Below are 19,232 nucleotides of genomic sequence, written 5' to 3' on the forward strand. Positions count from 1 at the left end.
GGATGTCCTTTCGCCGCAAGCCCCGCGTGAGCCTAAAAACCCCCGAACAGCTCGGGGCAATGCGCCGCGCGGGGCTTCTGCTAGACCGTATCCACGATGAGATCGAAAAGAATCTCCGCAGCGGTATGACGACGGCAGACATCGATCAGATCTCTCGCGCCGTCATTGCTGAAGCCGGCGCGAAGTCCAACTTCCTTGGCTACCACGGCTTCCCGGCGACCGTGTGCGTGAGCGTGAACGAAGAAATCGTGCACGGAATCCCCGGCACTCGGGTGATTCGCGACGGTGATGTGGTGAGCGTGGATGCTGGCTGCATCGTGGACGGATGGCACTCCGACGCCGCCCGCACCCATATCGTGGGCACGGCGCGAAGCGAAGCCGATCGCGAACTCGTCGACGTAACCAGGGGCGCGATGTGGGAAGGCATCGCGGCGCTTGCCACCGCGAGCCGCGTGGGAGAGATCGGCGCCGCTATCGAAGACTACGTCGCCGACTGTGCAGGGGAGCGGATCCAGCACCTCGAGGAATTCGGAGGGCACGGCATCGGCCGAGCCATGCATGAGCCGCCCGACGTCATGAACTTCCGCACGCGCGATCGCGGCCCCAAAATCGTGCCCGGTATGGCCCTGTGTATCGAACCCATGCTCATCCAAGGCGACGGCGAATTCGACATCCTCGACGACGAGTGGACCGTGGTGGCGACGAAGGGTGGGCGCGCAGCCCATTTTGAGCACTCCGTCGCGGTGACCGACACGGGAGTCTTCGTGCTCAGCGCCGCTGACGGTGGGAAAGCCGAACTTGCAAAGCGTGGCGTGACGATCGCTGAGGAACCGTCGGACCACACCGCCACCGGAAGGTGAGCGATCGCACGCGCCAAGCCACTTATCGCGGCCCGCGTGCGCGTGTACGATTGACAGTCGAGTGCGCTCTTTCGGCAACCCCGAAAATTTAAGCGGTTCGCCGCTTGAAAAGCGCGCTCGAAGGTAGCACATGCGAAACCAGTCCCCGCAAGGGGCAGAGGGACAGTAGAGACTATGGCGAAAAAAGACGGCGTGATCGAAGTCGAGGGCACCGTGACCGAAGCGCTCGCAAACGCGCGCTTCCGCGTTGAGCTGGACAACGGCCACAAAGTACTCGCGCATATCTCGGGCAAGATGCGCCAGCACTACATCAGGATCCTCCCCGAGGATCGCGTTGTGGTCGAGCTCAGCCCGTACGACCTTGAAAAGGGTCGCATCGTTTACCGATACAAGTAAGCCGGGCCGCGCATGCGGTCAGCTACGCTCTCGGGCCCGCTAGGCTCGAGCGCAGATCAACTGTAGAAGGGCATCATGAAGGTTTACCCCAGCGTGAAGCGTATCTGTGACAACTGCAGGGTGATTCGTCGCCACTCGCGTGTCATGGTTATCTGCACGAACCCGCGCCACAAGCAGCGCCAGGGCTGAGTGCACCGCCTCCAACGGGAGGCACCCCGCGGCTCAAGCCGCACCTATAAGTAAAGAGACAGCATGAACCTCATTGCGAGGATCACCCGCGGGCCAGGGGCCGCGGCGCACCGCTAAAGCGGGAGCGACATGCTGGATCAGGCCCCTGAGTAAAACAGTAGGAGAACTGCTCATGGCACGTCTCGTTGGCGTCGACCTCCCGCGCGAAAAGCGCCTGGAAGTCGCCTTGACGTACATCTACGGCGTGGGTCGCACCCGCGCAATCGAAGCTCTCAACGCAACCGGCGTTGACGGCAACCAGCGCGTCCACCAGGTTTCCGATGAGGACCTCGTCAAGCTGCGCGATTACATCGAAGAGAACTACCAGGTCGAGGGCGACCTGCGACGCGAGGTCGCAGCTGACATCCGCCGCAAGATCGAGATCGGCTCGTACGCCGGCATGCGTCACCGCCGCGGCCTTCCGGTCCGTGGTCAGCGCACCAAGACCAACGCACGTACCCGCAAGGGCCCGAAGCGCACCGTGGCCGCCAAGAAGAAGGCTGCTCGCTGAGCGGCAGTTACTCCACGGGCAGTGTTCGGCACTGACCCGTATCGATCACCTTTCACGAACTCAAGGAGTTTTGGCACATGCCTCCCAAGTCACGTCAGGCCGCCGCGGCGCGTAAGCCTCGCCGCAAGGACAAGAAGAACGTCGTCAACGGCCAAGCACACATCAAGAGCACCTTCAACAACACCATCGTGTCGATCACTGACCCGAGCGGTGCTGTGATCTCGTGGGCTTCCTCGGGCCAGGTCGGCTTCAAGGGCTCGCGTAAGTCCACCCCGTATGCTGCGCAGATGGCCGCCGAGGCCGCCGCGCGCCGCGCCCAGGAGCACGGCCTCAAGAAGGTCGACGTCTTCGTTAAGGGACCGGGTTCGGGCCGCGAAACCGCGATCCGTTCGCTCACCGCAGCGGGCCTCGAGGTCGGTTCTATCCAGGACGTTACCCCCCAGCCGCACAACGGCGTTCGCCCGCCGAAGCGTCGCCGCAACTGAGCATTGCTCGGGTGCGCGAAACGATAACCGTCATCCATCAGTGTCGTACCGCCACCGCGAACGTCATATAGCGGACGTTCCAAGAAAGGACACAACGTGCTCATTGCACAGCGCCCCACGCTGACCGAAGAGGTCGTTTCTGACTACCGCTCACGGTTCGTCATCGAGCCGCTCGAGCCGGGCTTCGGCTACACGCTCGGCAACTCGCTGCGCCGCACACTGCTCTCGTCCATCCCGGGCGCGGCAGTGACGTCGATCCGCATCGACGGCGTCCTCCACGAATTCTCGACTGTTCCGGGTGTGAAGGAAGATGTCACCGAGCTCATCCTGAACATCAAGAACCTCGTGGTGTCGTCGGAAAACGACGAGCCGGTCGTAATGTACCTGCGTAAGGAGGGTGAGGGCGTCGTGACCGCCGCCGACATCACCCCGCCGGCAGGCGTCGAAATCCACAACCCCGACCTGCACATCGCGACCCTCAACTCGAAGGGTCGCCTCGAGGTCGAGCTGATCGTTGAGCGTGGCCGCGGCTACGTTTCGGCCCAGCAGAACAAGGGCGCCGAGAGCGAGATTGGCCGCATTCCGGTCGACTCGATCTACTCGCCTGTTCTCAAGGTGACGTACAAGGTTGAAGCCACTCGTGTCGAGCAGCGCACGGACTTCGATCGACTCATCATCGATGTCGAAACGAAGCCGGCGATCGCCCCGCGCGATGCCATTGCTTCGGCTGGCAAGACCCTCGTGGAGCTCTTCGGTCTCGCACAGGAGCTCAACAACGAGGCAGAAGGTATTGAGATTGGTCCTTCGCCGACCGACCAGGCCCTTGCCGCCGACCTTGCGCTTCCGATCAACGACCTCAACCTCACGGTTCGTTCGTACAACTGCCTTATGCGCGAGGGTGTGTACACCGTTGGTGAACTCACCAATCGCTCCGAGGCGGACCTGCTCGACATCCGCAACTTCGGCCAGAAGTCCATCGACGAAGTTAAGGCGAAGCTCGCTGAGCTCGGCCTCTCGCTCAAGGATTCCCCGGCCGGTTTCGATCCTTCCACTGTTCTTGACTCGTACGGCGACGACGAGTTCGGCGAGCAGTTCTGATTTCCATCTTTTTCTTCGAGGAGAAACAACATGCCTGCACCCACTAAGGGCGCTCGACTCGGCTCGTCCCCGGCTCACGAGAAGGCTATTCTCGCGAACCTCGCGACTGCCCTTTTCGAGCACGGTGCCATCACCACGACGCAGACCCGCGCAAAGCGCGTTCAGCCTCTCGCTGAGCGCCTCATCACCCAGGCGAAGAAGGGCGACCTTGCCAATCGCCGCCGTGTGATGCAGACGCTCAAGACGAAGACTGCCGCGCACGTTCTCATGACTGAGATCGCTCCGAAGTTCTCGGACCGCCCCGGCGGCTACACCCGCATCACGAAGCTCGAGAACCGCAAGGGCGACAACGCCCCCATGGCCCTTCTTGAGCTCGTGGAGGAAGAGTACTCGCCGAAGCAGGCCGTCGTGAAGGAAGCCGAAGGCGCTGCCAAGGCATCCGCAAAGGCCGACGAAGCTCCCGCTGAGGAGACGAAGGTCGAAGAGACCGCGGCTGAGGAAACGCCCGCAGAGGAGACTACGGAGAACACCGAGGCCTGATTCACGCGTAACCGGCTCTTAGAGCAATAAGGAAGGCCCGCCCCGATCCGTCGGGGCGGGCCTTCTCGCATCGCTGCAACGTTGCTGCGCACTAGCCGCGCAACTACCTCGCATCGGTGTGGCGTCTTAGCTCCCGTAGAGGGACTCTGCTTCGGCGCGCTTGCGCGCATACGCCTTATCGAACCCGCTTTGCCCGCGAGTATCCGCGACAGAAGGAACGTTGTGGCCTGGACGCGCGGAAAGCCACCCTGATCCCAGCTCGATGAGCGACTCGTGCTTGGTCGTGTAGTACTGGCCGGGATCCACGAGTGCAAAGCCGCGGGCCCCGCGCGAGGCGGCTACGAGATGGTGGTGGAATCTGGTGCTGATCCAGAACTGTCCGGGCGAAATTCTGAACGGTTCGGTCCAGAAGTCGCTGAACGGGACGAAGCGCGAGAATTCGATCCCGCGGGCAGTGAGGGCCTCGATGCCTCGGTAGTCAACGCCCGGAAGCGCTTCCACATAGGTGAGTCGGGCATGCGCGAGGGCCGCATCGTGAAGGGCTGATTCAACCGTGTCGAGGAATGCTTCGAAGCTACCGTCGCCGATCGCATCCGACTGTACGCACACCACCACCTCGTTGACGTCCCCAAGTGGCGCACCCAGCTGCGCGAGCCCGAGGAAAGCATCATCGAGCCCAGTGGTAGTGGCGGCGAGCTCAGCGCTTTCGTCGTCACGAACACTCACGTGCGCGAAGCCCTCGAAGCTCGCTCCGGCGTCGGGTATCAGGCCCTGTCCGGTCGCGATGAGGCGTGCCCCCGAGACCGCGGCTGAGGCGCGCATGCCTTCGAGGAGCCCAAGGTTCTTCGGCCAGCGGCTATTGAGGAAGCCCCCGCCGAGCAAGTGAAGTGTCGTCGCGCGGTTCATTTCGGCGATTTGGAGATCGAATAGGGGGCTGCCCCTGTGCGTGACGATCTCTGCGATGCTGCGCGGTTCCCACTCCTGGTCCGCGAGCTCTAGCACGCGGTAGAGCGTGTCAGTCGTGGTGAGGTTCGGGTGGTCGCCGCGGAACAGCACACTGGCAGCACCCGGGTGACGGCAATCGAGCCACACCTGAGCCTCGGGCTTGGTTTCGGCGAGGAAGCGAAGCCAAGTGCGGGCGATGAGTTCGTCCCCGTAGTTGGGGTAGCCGGCCATCGAGACGAGGTAGATGCGCTCGCCTGCCCCTCGGGAGCTTTCGCTCGACACATCGTGATTCGCGGTGGTGGTGCCGGCCTGCGGCTTTTTCCGCTCGAGAAATCTAGAGAAGGCCACGGTGCTCCATATAGCGGTAGAGGAAGGCCGCCAGTTCGGCACGTGTGGTCTGGTTGAAGGGGCGATAGGTGCCGTCGTCCCATCCGCGTGAGATGCCGGTCGATCCCATCCATTTGATTTCCTTCTCGAACACGAGCGAGGAATTCACATCTTTGAAGCCGCCGAATTTCACCCCCGAGAGGCTTTCCCCCGAGGCGCGGAAGAGGAACGCTGCCATCGCGTCGCGGAGAATCGGCTGGTAGGGGCGGAACTCCCATCCTCCGCGGACCTTCCAACCCGTTGTGAGGCCCGTGGAGTGTGCCCAGCAGATTTCCTTGTAGAAGGGCTGGCTCCGGTCGACGTCGAGGAAGGGGGAGGTTCGCGGAGCGGTGTATGAGGGTTCTTTGGCGATTCGGTACATGTAGGCGATAACCGCGTCTCGCCACACAGAAATTTGAGGGCGGAATGTGCGGTCAGGCCAGCCCCGAATCACGCCGAGATCGGCGAGGGTATTGATTTCGTGCGCAAAGATCAGGTTGTCGGGAACGTCGACGAAGTGCTTCGTGCGCGTTCCGCCCGGAGTAAACGACACCTTTCCGTTGACCTTGGTGGCAGTGCCGTTCTCGAAGCGCTGGGTGGTGCCCGTCGTGCTTTCGAGGGGGCGTCCCCAGGCGGGCGTCCAGTCGGCGCCGAAGGCACTCTTGTGAGCGCTCGTGCGTCCACCTGCCGTGAGAATAAGCCCATCCGTGAGGCGAGTGACGTCGTAGGTCCCTTCTGCCCGGCGAACGTGCGTGACGGTTCCGAACGCGCCACGCCCGCCGCCGTTGACGTAGGCAACGAGGTGCTCGGGGTAGCTCTCCTTGAATCCGTTGAGCTTTTGCTGCACGAGACTACGCAGGTTCGGAAGCTGGCCGTAGTAGGTGTCTCCCGGGCAATCCGTGTAGTTCACGTCGCGGTGCGCGAAAAGGTGGGGCATGGAGAAGGTGCCGCTGCGTTTCACGTTCGAGGTGGTGACGGTCCAGGTCTCGGTGCCGTACACGTCCTGAGTGAAGGTGCTGGCGAGCTTCCACGCGGCCACGGTTGCGATGGCGTTGAGCGCCGCGGTGGGCACGGGAATGTCCATGTAGTCACCCATGACGGAGATGCCGCATGAGCCCGTGTTGAAGCCGCGGGCGTGGGCGCCGGCAACGTTGCGGTGCAGGCCACCCGCGCGCCCTTCAAAGATTTGCCCGTATTTGTCGACGACGACGTTGTAGCCGAGGTCGGCCCAGCCGAGGGTTTTGGTGTGGTAGGTGAACATACCGCGCACGACCTGAGGGCTTTGCGCCGCCGTGTAGGTGTTGGAGCCGCCCGTGTGGTGGATGCAGATCGCCTTGAGTTCCTTCGCGTAGCTCAAGCGCGAGGTGTCAACCGTGTCTGCGTTCCACTCCTCACGGGTGATGAACGTTGGTGCGCCGGTGCCGGGCGTCACGGTAGCGGGCAAAATACGGGTGACGCCGGTACCGCCGCCGCTTGAGGCGAGGCGCACGTCGCTGCGTGATTCCGACGTGGTGATGAGGTGCGCGGTGAGCTGCTCGGAAATGTCGATGCCATCGCGGAAGGCGCGCACGTTGACCGCGCTCGAGGGCCCGACCCACACGGCTTCGCTCGCGTTCTCATCGATGTCGGTCATGAGTTCGGCGCTCAGCCAGTCGCCCCATTCTCCGGTATTGAGGTCTTTGCCCTGGAACTCCACCACGTCGGGGGAGTCAACGTCGGAGGGCCAGCTTGCGGCGGCCATGGTGATGTACCCGGTGACGTGCTTCGCGGGGGTGCCGTCGAGTTCGGGGTTTTTATCCGTGGCGCCGTGAGTGTGGACGGTGTCGGTGTGCTTGAGGTCGCGTTCGACGACGGCGGTGTCGCCGTCACTGGGGGCGGGGGAGCCGTCGGCAAGGGCAAGGCCCATTCCGAGAGCGCCCACTCCAGCTGCGGCGAAGGGGGTGACGGCACCGACTTTGAGTAGGGTGCGGCGATTGACGGGGGATTCTTTGAAGCTCATGGGGAAGTGCTTTCTTGTGAGGGGAAGTCGGCCTTACCATAGCGCACGCGGGCCTTCGCTGGGAAGGCCCGCGTGCGTCATCTGACCGGGTTAAGCGAGGTGCTCGGGGAGCGTTTGGGCACGGCGCTCGTGAAGCTCCGCGAGGGGGAACGTTCCGACGCCAGCCAGCTCCAGGCCGTCGCCACCACTTGTGCCGATGCGAGCCGCGGGGACCGACGCGCTGCGTGCGAGTTCCTCGAGGGCTGGGGCATCGTCAGGGCGCACCGCGACGATCGCTCGCGCGTGCGACTCTGAGACGAGGGCTGTGAACGAATCGATGCCGTCACGGTCGATCACGGTCGTGAGGTCGATCGATGCGCCCGTGTCGAATCGAGTGGTGGATTCGACGAGTGACTGGAAGAGGCCGCCTTCGCTGAGGTCGTGGCTTGCACGTGCGATTCCCTGGTCGGCCGCACCGATGAGTACGGTAGCGAGGGCTTTTTCGTGTGCGAGCGACACGCGCGGGGGTGTGCCGCCGAGGTGAGCGTGGGTGGCGTCGGCCCACGCGGAGCCCGAAAGCTCCTCGCGAGTTTCACCGAGAAGGTAGATGGCAAGCCCTTCTTCGTGCCATCCGGAGGGCACCCTCGTCGCGACGTTGTCAAACACGCCGAGGACGCCTACGACGGGGGTCGGGTGGATTGCAGAGTTGAGGCGGCCGGGCTCGCCCGTGGAGTTGTACAGGGAGACGTTGCCGCCGGTCACGGGAACTTCGAGCTCCTGGCAGGCGTCGGCGAGCCCCGTGATTGCTTCGACGAACTGCCACATGCGGTCGGGATCTTCGGGGGAGCCGAAGTTGAGGCAGTCGGTCACGGCGAGGGGACGCGCGCCTGTCGTGGCGACGTTGCGGTAGGCCTCCGCGAGCGCGGCGCGTGCGCCTTCTTTCGGGTTCAGCATCGCGAAGCGACCGTTGCCGTCGGTGGCGATGGCGATGCCGCGGCCCGTTTCTTCGTCGATGCGGAGCACACCTGCGTCGTCGGGCATCGCGAGCGCGGTGTTGCCGCCGACGTAGCGGTCGTATTGGTCGGTGACCCATGCGGTGCTCGCGAGGTTTGGGGAGGTCGTGAGTGCCCACAGCTGCGCAACGAGCTCGTCGGTGCTTGCGGGGCGGGGGAGGTCTTCGGCGCGGTCGGCCTCGAGGGCGTCCTGCCATGCCGGGCGCGCGTAGGGGCGGTCGTAGGTGGGGCCCTCGTGCGCGACGGTCGTGGGATCGACGTCAACGATGCGCTTGCCGTAGTGGTCGATCGTGAGCCGTCCCTCGCCCGTGACTTCGCCGATGACGGCGGCTTCAACACCCCACTTGTCGGTGATGGCGAGGAATTCCTCGAGGTTGTCGGGGGTGACGACGGCCATCATGCGCTCTTGCGATTCGCTCATGAGGATCTCGCCCGCGGTGAGCGTCGGGTCGCGGAGGAGCACGTTTTCGAGGTCGATGTGCATGCCGGAACCGCCGTTGGATGCGAGTTCGCTCGTTGCGCACGAGATGCCCGCGGCGCCGAGGTCCTGGATGCCTTCGACGGTGCCCTTCGCGAAGAGCTCAAGGCAGCACTCGATGAGCAGCTTCTCCATGAACGGGTCGCCGACCTGGACGCTCGGGCGTTTCGCCGGGCCCTCGTCCTCGAAGGTTTCGGAGGCGAGGATCGACGCGCCGCCGATTCCGTCGCCACCTGTGCGTGCACCGAACAGCACGACCTTGTTGCCGGCGCCTGTCGCGGAGGCCAGGTGGATGTCCTCGTGGCGAAGCACGCCCACGGCGAGGGCGTTGACGAGGGGATTGGTTTGGTAGGCGGGGTCGAACACGGTTTCACCGCCGATGTTGGGCAAACCGAGGCAGTTGCCGTATCCGCCGATACCGGCGACGACGCCGGTGGCGACTCGCGCGGTATCCGGGTGGTCGATCGCGCCGAATCGGAGCTGATCCATGACGGCGACTGGGCGGGCCCCCATCGAGATGATGTCGCGGACGATGCCGCCAACGCCGGTCGCAGCCCCCTGGTAAGGCTCGACGTAGCTCGGGTGGTTGTGCGATTCTACCTTGAACGTCACGGCCCAGCCGTCGCCGATGTCAACGACGCCAGCGTTCTCGCCGATACCCACGAGGAGGTTTTCCTTCATCGCGGGGGTCTGTTTCTGGCCGAACTGTTTGAGGTGGATCTTGGAGGACTTGTACGAGCAGTGCTCAGACCACATAACGGAGTACATGGCGAGCTCGGCGTTCGTGGGGCGGCGGCCGAGGAGCTCGCGGATCTTCGCGTATTCCTCTTCCTTGAGGCCCAGATCGGCCCACGGCTGCTGTTCGTTCGGGGTTTCACGCGCCCGCTCGATCGTGTCTGGCTCGTGCGTGTTCATGCTCGCGGCTGTCCTCCGTGTCGGTTGTTCTCAGCACCTCGTATTTTACGACGTCGCGCACGGTAACGCGGAATGGCAGAGTAGAGACATGTCGCCTTCCACGAAGACTCTTGCGCGCGTGCCGAACGCCGCCGCCGCGTGGGCAGCGATTCTCACCCGTGCGCCCGTCGCGCGCGCCGAGGACGTTCCCGACCGCCGCTATAGCGTGCGCGGTGTTGCCATTGAGGAGCGGCGCGCCCTGCGCTATTCGCGCGTCGTTGCGCCTCATGGAAGGGACGCGTGGGCTGATGCGCATCTCGCCCACCCCGGTTTCTTGCATGCCCTCGCGCATCCGCTCGGGCTCGCACTCATGGCGCGCCCGCGTTTTCCGCTTCCCGCGCTCGGGCTTGTGCACGTCAAGAATTCGCTCTTGTTGCACCGGCCAGTGTGCATAGGCGAGAGAGTCGACATTGAGACACGCATTGGGAGCCTCGTACGCGCTTCACGGGGGAGCACGTGCGAAGTGGTCTCGGTGTTGTCGAGCGGGGGTGACATCGTCGCGACCGACGTCTCGACGTACCTGCTGCGTGGCTCCGGTAATTCTGCGAAGCGTGCAAAGTCTCTCCAGACCGAGGCGGCTCCTTTCGCCTCGACGGCGTCTCCGTCGCGCTGGAAGCTCTCCGCGGGTGTGGGGCGCGAGTTCGCACGAGTGAGCGGCGATGTCCACCCGATTCACGTGAGCGCGCTGAGCGCACGTGCGCTTGGCGCCCCTTCTCCGCTTGCCCACGGCATGTTCCTGGGATCGCGTGCGCTCAGCGAAGTCGAAGTAGGGGCGCACTCTCCGCTTTTGTGGGAACTCGAGTTCCCGTCGCTTCCGTCTTTGCCTGCAACGGTGTGGGTGCGGTACGGGCGAGAGGAGCCGAAGGAAGGGACGGAGCGCGGTTCGGTCGCGTTCTCAGGGTTCAGCCTTCGGGGTCCGACGCCTGCCGATCGCACGGCGCACCTTGCCTTTTCTGGCCGCGTAACGGTCCTTGGAGGCGCATGAGAGCCCCGCGTGGCCTCAGTAAACTCAAGAAGATTTCAGGAACCTCGATGCGGTGGGCGTTAGCGTGATTTAAGCAAAGACGAAGGTGGCGCGGGAATTGCGTCGCCGAAGGTGCGGACGAAGGAGTGCCATGCCCCTGTACGAGTTTCGGTGCGGTGAAGGTCACCTCAGCGAAGCACTGCTGCCGATGAGCAGCACGACTCGAGAACGCCAGTGCCCCGAGTGCGACACCACCGCGAAGCGCCTCGTGAGCGCACCCGCTGTGCGGTCGCTCGATCCAGCACTGACAAACGCGATCGATTCAGCGAAGCGCAGCGCCTATGAGCCCCAGGTTCATTCGTCGCTTCCCTCTTCGCGAGGCGCCAAGCCCACCCCTGTATCGCACGATCCGCGCCATCGTGCACTTCCGCGTCCCTGACGCCCCGAGTAGGCAAGCAAAGGAGCACACAGAGCCATGCCTAAGAATCTTTTCCCGCTTGATTCCACGAAGTCGTTCAAAGACCAGGACATCGTTGGCCACAACCGTTGGCACCCGGACATTCCAGCGGCCGTCACGGTAAACCCCGGCGACACGTTCCGCATCGACTGCCGCGAGTGGTTCGACGGCGACATCAAGAACGATGACAGCGCCCAGGACATCCTCGAAGCCCCCGTGAGCAAGGTCCACGCACTTTCGGGCCCGTTCCACATTAAGGGTGCGAAGCCGGGCGACCTGTTGATCGTGGACATCCTCGACGTTGGCCCGATTCCGCAGGAAGATGAGGGCCCCCTCGCGGGTCAGGGCTGGGGCTACACCGGCATCTTCGCGAAGAACAATGGCGGCAGCTTCCTCGTGGATCAGTTCCCGGATGCCTACAAGGCTGTGTGGGACTTCAACGGCCAGACCGCGACCTCGCGCCACGTGCCCGGAGTGTCGTTTACGGGCCTCATCCACCCGGGTCTCATGGGCACGGCGCCCTCGCACGAGCTTCTCAAGAAGTGGAATGACCGCGAGGCCGCGCTGATCGCCACGGACCCGAACCGCCTGCCCCCGCTCGCGCTCCCGCCCGAGCCGAAGGATGCGGTTCTTGGCACGCTTACCGGCGACGACTTCGATCGCGTCGCAGCCGAGGGGGCACGCACCGCTCCGCCGCGCGAAAACGGCGGTAACCAGGACATCAAGAACCTCTCGAAGGGCACGCGCGTGTTCTACCCCGTCTACGTGGATGGCGCGCACTTCTCGGTAGGCGACCTGCACTTCTCGCAGGGCGATGGCGAGATCACCTTCTGTGGCGGCATCGAGATGTCGGGCTTCATCGACGTGCACGTCGATGTCATCCCAGGCGGTATGGACAAGTACAACGTCAAGGAAAACGCGATCTTCATGCCCGGCAATGTCGAGCCGCGCTACAGCGAGTGGATTTCCTTCTCGGGCACGTCCGTGACGCTCGACGGCGAGCAGCGCTACCTCGATTCGCAGCTTGCCTACCAGCGTGCCTGCCTCCACGCGATCGACTACCTCACGACCTTCGGCTGGACGCCGGAGCAGGTCTTCCTCCTGCTCGGCGCCGCGCCGATCGAGGGCCGCTTCTCGGGCGTCGTTGACATCCCGAACTCGTGCGCGACCGTGTACATCCCGACCGCCATCTTCGACATCGACGTGCGCCCCGGCGCAGGCGACGTGCCGAAGATCGATCCGGGCATCGGGGCGCCGCGCGCCGCGAACGCGTAAGGCAAAGAAGCGTTCATACCCGCGAACGCTCCTTGCACCTGAGGGGGCGCGCCAACCCAGTGGAGGTTGGCGCGCCCCCTCGTCACGTGCCGTAGGCTCGTGAGCATGACATTTCCCGACGCACGTGCCGACGCCCTCGACCGCCTCATCATGCACGATGCGAGCGCGCACGTCGCACAGCCCGGTAGCGACGACGGAGACATCCTCGTTCTCGATGACCGCTCCGGCGCACTGACTCAATGGGCACTCGCGCACGTGGGGCCGCATTCGCGGGTGTTCGTGCGCACGGTGTCGCGCGCTCATGCGTTGACCGTGCAAGCGGCGGCGCACGAGGCCGCCGCGACGTTGGGTCAGGCGGATCGAAATCGAGTGCTCATCGCGGGTCTCGACGGAAGCGAGCTCGATCTCGAGTCCTTCCTTGCCGCCCACGGATTCGCGGGGAGGCTCGCGCTCGGGCGCCTGCCAAAATCACTCGCCGCGCTAGAAGAGAACGCGCGGATGCTCGCGAGGCACGCGCGTCGAAGCGGCACGGACATGATCGTGGTGCTCGGTGGCGCCACGAAGCACATGACGCGCTCGATGAACGATGCGCTCGCGACCGGCTTCACCGAAGTCCGGGGTCTTCTGGGCAAGGGAAAATCTAGGTGCCTCGAGGCGTCCACGCCGCGCGAATCCGTGACGGTAATGCCCCCGCGCACGAAGCGGTGGGGCGGCGGGACGCTTACCGCCTTCGGCGGCGTGTTCTCGGGCGCTAAGCCTGACCGCGGGGGAGAGGCGCTCGCGAATGCAGCGGCCTCATGGCTCGCGGCCCGCCCACAGCATGCGGCGCCGACCGCGCGCGTCCTCGACCTTGGCTGCGGCAACGGCATGCTCTCGCTCGCGGTATGCGAGGCTTCGGCGCGAACAGGTTGTGCCCTCACGCTCGCCGCGACGGATATTGACCTCGATGCGATTCGCTCGACGCGCGCCACGCTAGAGCCCTACCGGACGCAACCCGGCGCCACCCCAACTCTCACGTGGGACGATGCCGCTGCGCAGCACCCCGACTCCTCGGCCGACCTCGTGCTCCTCAACCCGCCGTTCCACGACGGCACGCGTATCGATGCGACGCTCGTTGAGCCGCTCATCGAGGCGTCGTACCGCATTCTCGAGCCGGGCGGAGAACTGCTCCTCGTGCATAACTCGCACCTGCGCTACCGGCCCCTCCTTAAGCGGCGATTTGCCGCCACCCGAGAGGTGAGCCGGGACCGCACGTTCACCGTGCTCAGCGCGAAAAAATAAGGTTCGCCGGGGAGTTCCTTAGGCGAGGATCGACTTCATGACCGAGGTGAAAAAGCCGAGGCCATCCACGCCCGTGCGGGTACCTTCTCCCGGCATGTCCGGGCCGAAGCCTGCCTCGACAGCGTGCTCGGGGTGCGGCATAAGCCCCACGACGTTGCCGTACTTGTTCGTGATTCCGGCAATCCCGCGATAGGAGCCGTTCGGGTTGTCCTCGAAACCAGCGGGGCCGCCCACGGCGCCCTCGGCGTAACGGAACACCACGCGATTATCAGCCTCGAGCTCGTCGAGAGTCTTCTCATCAGCGACGTAGAGGCCGTCCTGATTCTTCAGAGGGATCCGGATGATCTGGCCCTCGGCGTATGCGGTTGTCCAAGCCGTTCGCGTGTTCTCAACGCGAAGCGGCTGATCGCGGCACACGAACGTCCGGTGCGCATTCTTGATCATCGAACCGGGAAGCAGGTGCGTCTCGGTGAGGATCTGGAAGCCGTTGCAGATCCCGAGCACGGGCATGCCGCCCTTGGCCGCATCGACCACGCGTTCCATGATCGGCGCGAAACGGGAAATAGCGCCCGCCCGCAGATAATCCCCGTAGCTGAAGCCGCCCGGAAGAATCACCGCATCGACGTCGCGCAGATCGTCGTCCGCGTGCCACAGCGCAATCGGCTCACCGCCGGCGATTGTGACGGCGCGGAGCGCGTCGCGATCGTCGAGGGTCCCCGGAAAGGTCACCACACCGATTGCGGGCATCAGGCCTGCTCCTCCTCGACGCGCACCGACACGACATCTTCGATAACGGGGTTCGAGAGCAGCTCGGTTGCCGCCTCGCGCACGCGCTCGAGCACGTCGTCGGTCACGTCGCCCTCAACCTCGAGCTCAAAACGCTTGCCTTGACGGACCGAGGTGATGTTCTCGAAATCGAGTCGTCCAAGAGCGCCGAGAACGGCCTTTCCCTGTGGGTCAAGAATCTCGGGTTTCGGCATTACGTCGACGATGAGGCGGGGCATGTCATCTCCAGAAAACAGTAGGCACGAAAGTGTCGTCGAAAACTGCGCGCGTCGCGCACACGATGATTCTACCGGCCAGTGCGGCCTGTCCTCATCTTTTGCCCCTACTGTGGCGGCATGGACATTACACACTTTGGCCATTCCGCTCTGCTCGTTTCGCACCGCGGCGGCACCGGAGCGCGCGCGGGGGAGGGAGGGGCGGGAGAGTCCGACACCACCCGGATCCTCATCGACCCCGGCAATTTGAGCGATCCTTCGCTCACGCACCTTACCGATCTTGACGCGATTGCGATCAGCCACCAGCACCCCGATCACGCGCACCCGCCATACCTTGCGGAGCTTTTCGCGCACAACCCCGAGGCAGCAATCCTTCTCGAGCCTCAAACCGCGCAAGCTCTAAGCGACAACCCCGAGACCTCACGCTTTCGGGAGCGCTTCACGCCTCTCGCGCCAGGTCAGCGAGCGAGCGTCGGGCCCTTCCCCGTCACAGTCACCGCAGCCGGGGGAGCCCACGCGACCATCCACCCGTCTATCCCGCCCGTGGGAAACGTGGCGCTTATCGTCGAAGCGGCTAGCGAGAAAACACTTGTGCACACCGGTGACTCGCTCGTCCCGCACCCCGAAATCGTCGGGGCTGACGTTCTGTCGTTTCCTCTCGTCGCGCCGTGGTCAAAAATGCACGAAACGATCGATTTCCTCAGAATTGTGAAACCTGCCGTGGCGATCCCCGTGCACGATCGCGTGGCCTCCGCCGAGGGGCGAGCGATCTATCTGAAGCAGTCGCGCGCCTTCTCTCCCGAGGAATGCGAAGTGCGAGATTGGCCCGCGGACACCGAACCCGGGCAGGGGCGTACCCTCAGTTTTTAGCGGCGAAGCGGCGCGGCGGAATTAATGAACCTCGAAACCCCCGCGCGCGCGGAACTGCTCACGCACGCGCTCGACGAGTTCCTTCTCCGGCGGCCGGGTATCACGCAGCTTGTAGTCGAGGCCGAGTGAATCCCATTTGTCGGTACCCATCTGGTGGAACGGCAAAACCTCGATTCGGCTGACGTTCGTGCGCCACCGCTCGACGATGTCGGCGACTTTCTCGACGTTGTCATAGTCGTCGGTGAGGCCAGGCACGAGCACGAAACGCGCCCACACCTCGATTCCCTTCGCGTTCAAGCGGTCGCCAAAATCGATCGTCGGCTGCAGGTCGCGGCCGGTCGTGCGCTTATACACGTCGGGATCGCCGCTCTTGACGTCGAGAAGCACGAGATCGACCGACTCAAGCAGGTCGTCTGAGGCATTGCGGCCGAGAAAACCCGACGTGTCGATCGCGGTGTGGACACCCATGTCCTTCGCGGCCTCGAGAATTCGCTTAGCAAAGGCAGGCTGCTGGAGCACCTCGCCGCCCGAGAGCGTAATGCCACCGCCCGAGGCCTTGAAAATGCGGCGATAGCGGCGGATCTTCCCAATGATCTCGTCAGCGGTCACGTCCTGACCGTTCTTCGCCTCGAACGTGTCGGGGTTGTGGCAGTACAGGCAACGAAGCGGGCAGCCGCTGAAGAAGATCGTGAGGCGCGTGCCGGGGCCGTCGACTGCCGTCACAAGCTCCCACGAGTGAATCGAGGCGAGTTCGCCTTCGCGTACCGCCTGGAGTCGATCAGGGCGCTCCAGGTGCGTTTCCTCGAGCCCCTCAATGCCGGCGCCCTGGCGCCTCTTATGAAGCGGAAGGTCAACCTGGCTGATGCTCTTGGCCTCGGACTCGGTCATGAAACGCCTCTCGTGAAAATCGCGGTGGGCACACGTGCCGCCGATCGGGGGGCATGCGCCCTAAAGAGTTGGGCCCGGAAACCGGAGCTTCCAGGCCCAACAGGTGAACGCTTCGATGCGTCAATTATTGCGCATCATGCGTGTAAAGGGGATGTCTCAGGCGCCCTGGTGGAAGGTGCGGTTGAGAACGTCGAGCTGCTGCTCGCGCGTGAGCTTCACGAAGTTCACGGCGTAGCCCGACACGCGAACCGTGAGGTTCGGGTACTTCTCCGGGTTCTCCATCGCGTCGACAAGGGTCTCCTTGTTGAGCACGTTGATGTTCGCGTGGTAGAGGCCCGACTCCATGTTGTTTGCTGCGCGGTTGGTCTTCATGGACTCAAGGCGCTCGTCGAAAGTCTTGACTGCCATTGTTCTCTCCTCAATCAGAGTGATGGAAATGTGGGGGTGAAAACCGGCCGAGCCCGAGGGGCTCGCGCCCGACCGATTCACATTTAGGGGTTCAGACGATCAGTCTTCGTCGTCCATGATGAAGCCGGAGTCGAGAATGCCGACCAGGTTCTTGACCTGCTCGTCCTTCGTGCGACCGAGGCCCTGCGGGGTGATCGTGTTGGTCAGCGAGATGCCGTCCAGCGCGTCGTTGTAGTCGAGCTTGCCAACGGAAAGCATCGAGGCCACCATGCCGTGGCTATCCATGCCGTTTTCCGGGTTAGCGCCCGGGGCGAAGGGCGTGCCCTTCTCGTGGCCCGAGGGGAACGAGCCGGTCGCCTTGCCGTACACGACGTTCGACGTAATCGTGAGTACCGACTGCGTCGGGATCGCGTCACGGTACATCGGGATTGCCTTGATCTTCGACATGATCGTGTGCACAACGGTCGCGGCGATGTCGTCGGCGCGATCGTCGTCGTTACCGTAGATCGGGAAGTCACCCTCGGTGCGGTAGTCGACAACGAGGCCGGACTCGTCGCGGATCGGGTACACCTTGGCGTACTTGATCGCGGAGAGCGAGTCCGCGACGATCGACAGGCCGGCAATGCCGCAGCCCATCGTGCGCGTGATATCCGAATCGTGCAGCGCCATCTCGACTGCCTCGTAGGCGTACTTGTCGTGGCAGTAGTGGATGATGTTGAGCGCTTCAACGTAGGTGCCCACAACCCAGTCCAGCATCTCTTCGTACTTCTGCCAGACCTCGTCGAAGTCGAGCGGGCCCTCGCCCTGGATGGGCTCGAACAGGCCGGCTTCGGTGACCTGCTTGCCGCTCATCTCATCGCGGCCGCCGTTGATCGCGTACAGAAGCGCCTTAGCGGAGTTCACGCGAGCGCCGAAGAACTGCATCTGCTTGCCGACCTTCATCGGGGACACGCAGCACGCGATGGCCGCGTCGTCGCCCCAGCGGTTGCGGATCTGCTCATCGGACTCGTACTGCACCGAGCTCGTCTCGATCGAGATTGCCGAGCAGAAGTCCTTGTAGCCCTGCGGGAGGCTCGGATCCCAGAAGATCGTGATGTTCGGCTCGGGAGCCGGGCCGAGGTTACGAAGCGTCTGGAGGAGACGGAACGAGGTCTTCGTGACGAGCGTGCGGCCGTCCTCGCCGATGCCGGCGTCGGACCAGGTTGCCCAGTAGGGGTCGCCCGAGAAGATCTGGTCGTAGTCGATCGTGCGGAGGAAGCGCACGATGCGGAGCTTGATCACGAGAGCGTCGATGAGCTCCTGCGCGTCGGTCTCCGTGATGCGGCCTTCGTCGAGGTCGCGCTGGATGTACGCGTCGAGGAACGGCGACAGGCGGCCGATCGACATGGCGGCGCCGTCCTGGCTCTTGACCGAGGCGAGGTAGGCCATGTAGACCCACTGCACGGCTTCCTGAGCGGTAGCGGCGGGACGACGAAGGTCGAGGCCGTAGGAGTCGCCGAGGGTGACGAGCTTGTTGAGAGCCTTGATCTGCTCGGCGTGCTCCTCGCGGAAGCGTGCCCAGTGCTCGCTGAACGGCTGATCCGATACCGCGTCTTTCGCGGCCTTCTTCTCGGCGATCAGGAAGTCCGCGCCGTAGAGCGCGAGGCGACGGTAGTCGCCAATAATGCGGCCGCGGCCGTAGGCATCGGGAAGACCGGTGATGATATGCGAGCTACGTGCTGCGCGGATGCGCGGGGTGTAGATGTCGAACACACCATCGTTGTGGGTCTTGCGGTACCTGGTGAAGATCTTCTTGATCTCCGGATCCGGTTCCTTGCCGGCTTCCTTGATCGCGGTCTCCACCATGCGCCAGCCACCGAAGGGCATCATCGCGCGCTTGAGGGGAACGTCGGTCTGAAGGCCGACGATGACGTCATCGTCTTCGCTGATGTAGCCAGCGGGGAAGGCGTCGATGTCGGCGGGGGTCTTCGTATCCACGTCGTAGACGCGGCGGCGGCGCTCCTCCGAGAGGTACTTCTTCTCGAGGGTGTCCCACACGCGAAGAGTCTTGTCGGTCGCACCCGCGAGGAACTCGGCATCGCCCTCGTACGGGGTGTAGTTGAGCTGGATGAACTCGCGAACGTTGATGTTCTCGTTCCAGTCGCCGGCCTTAAAACCGCGCCACGGGTCGAGCTGTTCGCCCTGGGATCCGGCGTTCTTTTCTTCCACAGCAGTCATGTGAGCCTTCCTTCCATGG

Annotated in this window: 20 protein-coding genes; 12 read left to right on the forward strand and 8 right to left on the reverse strand. The window is 63.9% G+C overall.

Annotated features, from left to right (window positions below; translation table 11 throughout):
* The first annotated feature begins 2 nt into the window (after positions 1 to 2).
* From map to rplQ, 7 genes are all read left to right on the forward strand, one after another.
* Complete coding sequence (gene map, locus DEHOM01_RS01110) at positions 3 to 860, forward strand: type I methionyl aminopeptidase (protein ID WP_061211116.1); 858 nt, start codon at positions 3 to 5, stop codon at positions 858 to 860.
* A gap of 174 nt (positions 861 to 1,034) precedes the next feature.
* On the forward strand, positions 1,035 to 1,256 hold the full coding sequence (gene infA / locus DEHOM01_RS01115) for a translation initiation factor IF-1 (RefSeq protein ID WP_016664050.1): 222 nt from the start codon (positions 1,035 to 1,037) through the stop codon (positions 1,254 to 1,256).
* Positions 1,257 to 1,331: 75 nt separating this feature from the next.
* Positions 1,332 to 1,445 (forward strand): 50S ribosomal protein L36, encoded by a 114-nt coding sequence (gene rpmJ, locus DEHOM01_RS09645; RefSeq protein ID WP_016664051.1) that lies wholly within the window; start codon positions 1,332 to 1,334, stop codon positions 1,443 to 1,445.
* 172 nt (positions 1,446 to 1,617) lie between these two features.
* Positions 1,618 to 1,995 (forward strand): 30S ribosomal protein S13, encoded by a 378-nt coding sequence (gene rpsM / locus DEHOM01_RS01120; protein WP_016664052.1) that lies wholly within the window; start codon positions 1,618 to 1,620, stop codon positions 1,993 to 1,995.
* Positions 1,996 to 2,072: 77 nt separating this feature from the next.
* Positions 2,073 to 2,480, forward strand: coding sequence for a 30S ribosomal protein S11 (gene rpsK / locus DEHOM01_RS01125; protein ID WP_016664053.1), 408 nt, complete (start codon positions 2,073 to 2,075; stop codon positions 2,478 to 2,480).
* 96 nt (positions 2,481 to 2,576) lie between these two features.
* Entirely contained in the window at positions 2,577 to 3,578 is a 1,002-nt protein-coding gene (locus DEHOM01_RS01130) for a DNA-directed RNA polymerase subunit alpha (RefSeq protein ID WP_061211117.1), read from the forward strand.
* A gap of 30 nt (positions 3,579 to 3,608) precedes the next feature.
* On the forward strand, positions 3,609 to 4,118 hold the full coding sequence (rplQ, locus tag DEHOM01_RS01135) for a 50S ribosomal protein L17 (protein ID WP_034372312.1): 510 nt from the start codon (positions 3,609 to 3,611) through the stop codon (positions 4,116 to 4,118).
* Between the two features lie 126 nt (positions 4,119 to 4,244).
* Here the strand turns inward: rplQ and DEHOM01_RS01140 are convergent, their stop codons facing one another.
* From DEHOM01_RS01140 to purL, 3 genes are all read right to left on the reverse strand, one after another.
* The gene (locus DEHOM01_RS01140; protein WP_061211118.1) at positions 4,245 to 5,411 is read right to left on the reverse strand and encodes a polysaccharide pyruvyl transferase family protein; all 1,167 of its coding nucleotides are present in this window, start codon (positions 5,409 to 5,411) and stop codon (positions 4,245 to 4,247) included.
* Positions 5,398 to 7,428: an S-layer homology domain-containing protein gene (locus DEHOM01_RS01145; protein ID WP_061211119.1), complete on the reverse strand. Its 2,031-nt coding sequence runs from the start codon at positions 7,426 to 7,428 to the stop codon at positions 5,398 to 5,400. Before DEHOM01_RS01145 ends, DEHOM01_RS01140 begins: the two co-directional genes overlap by 14 nt.
* 90 nt (positions 7,429 to 7,518) lie before the next feature.
* Entirely contained in the window at positions 7,519 to 9,813 is a 2,295-nt protein-coding gene (gene purL / locus DEHOM01_RS01150; protein WP_061211120.1) for a phosphoribosylformylglycinamidine synthase subunit PurL, read from the reverse strand.
* Positions 9,814 to 9,901: 88 nt separating this feature from the next.
* Between purL and DEHOM01_RS01155 the strand changes: the two genes are divergently transcribed.
* From DEHOM01_RS01155 to DEHOM01_RS01170, 4 genes are all read left to right on the forward strand, one after another.
* The gene (locus DEHOM01_RS01155) at positions 9,902 to 10,837 is read left to right on the forward strand and encodes a MaoC/PaaZ C-terminal domain-containing protein (protein ID WP_061211121.1); all 936 of its coding nucleotides are present in this window, start codon (positions 9,902 to 9,904) and stop codon (positions 10,835 to 10,837) included.
* A 130-nt stretch (positions 10,838 to 10,967) separates the two neighbouring features.
* Positions 10,968 to 11,255: an FmdB family zinc ribbon protein gene (locus DEHOM01_RS01160; protein ID WP_061211122.1), complete on the forward strand. Its 288-nt coding sequence runs from the start codon at positions 10,968 to 10,970 to the stop codon at positions 11,253 to 11,255.
* A 36-nt stretch (positions 11,256 to 11,291) separates the two neighbouring features.
* Positions 11,292 to 12,548, forward strand: coding sequence for a formamidase (gene fmdA, locus DEHOM01_RS01165; RefSeq protein WP_034372321.1), 1,257 nt, complete (start codon positions 11,292 to 11,294; stop codon positions 12,546 to 12,548).
* 105 nt (positions 12,549 to 12,653) lie between these two features.
* Positions 12,654 to 13,829 (forward strand): class I SAM-dependent methyltransferase, encoded by a 1,176-nt coding sequence (locus tag DEHOM01_RS01170; RefSeq protein ID WP_061211123.1) that lies wholly within the window; start codon positions 12,654 to 12,656, stop codon positions 13,827 to 13,829.
* Between the two features lie 18 nt (positions 13,830 to 13,847).
* Here the strand turns inward: DEHOM01_RS01170 and purQ are convergent, their stop codons facing one another.
* Both purQ and purS read right to left on the reverse strand, forming a co-directional pair.
* The gene (purQ, locus tag DEHOM01_RS01175) at positions 13,848 to 14,576 is read right to left on the reverse strand and encodes a phosphoribosylformylglycinamidine synthase subunit PurQ (RefSeq protein WP_061211124.1); all 729 of its coding nucleotides are present in this window, start codon (positions 14,574 to 14,576) and stop codon (positions 13,848 to 13,850) included.
* A complete protein-coding gene (gene purS, locus DEHOM01_RS01180; RefSeq protein WP_016664063.1) occupies positions 14,576 to 14,833 on the reverse strand; it encodes a phosphoribosylformylglycinamidine synthase subunit PurS in 258 nt (85 codons plus the stop codon). Before purS ends, purQ begins: the two co-directional genes overlap by 1 nt.
* Positions 14,834 to 14,950: 117 nt before the next feature.
* Between purS and DEHOM01_RS01185 the strand changes: the two genes are divergently transcribed.
* On the forward strand, positions 14,951 to 15,700 hold the full coding sequence (locus DEHOM01_RS01185) for an MBL fold metallo-hydrolase (RefSeq protein WP_061211125.1): 750 nt from the start codon (positions 14,951 to 14,953) through the stop codon (positions 15,698 to 15,700).
* A 21-nt stretch (positions 15,701 to 15,721) separates the two neighbouring features.
* Here the strand turns inward: DEHOM01_RS01185 and pflA are convergent, their stop codons facing one another.
* The 3 genes from pflA to DEHOM01_RS01200 form a co-directional block, all read right to left on the reverse strand.
* Positions 15,722 to 16,588 carry a pyruvate formate-lyase-activating protein gene (pflA, locus tag DEHOM01_RS01190; protein WP_061211126.1) on the reverse strand — a complete coding sequence of 289 codons (867 nt, stop codon included), beginning with the start codon at positions 16,586 to 16,588 and terminating at the stop codon, positions 15,722 to 15,724.
* A gap of 156 nt (positions 16,589 to 16,744) precedes the next feature.
* Positions 16,745 to 16,996, reverse strand: a complete 252-nt coding sequence (grcA2, locus tag DEHOM01_RS01195) for an autonomous glycyl radical cofactor GrcA2 (RefSeq protein ID WP_016664066.1) — start codon at positions 16,994 to 16,996, stop codon at positions 16,745 to 16,747.
* Between the two features lie 99 nt (positions 16,997 to 17,095).
* Positions 17,096 to 19,213 carry a pyruvate formate lyase family protein gene (locus tag DEHOM01_RS01200; RefSeq protein ID WP_061211127.1) on the reverse strand — a complete coding sequence of 706 codons (2,118 nt, stop codon included), beginning with the start codon at positions 19,211 to 19,213 and terminating at the stop codon, positions 17,096 to 17,098.
* Positions 19,214 to 19,232: the final 19 nt, after the last annotated feature.

This window comes from Dermabacter hominis NBRC 106157, from assembly GCF_001570785.1.
In the GTDB taxonomy this organism is placed as follows: Bacteria; Actinomycetota; Actinomycetes; order Actinomycetales; family Dermabacteraceae; genus Dermabacter; species Dermabacter hominis.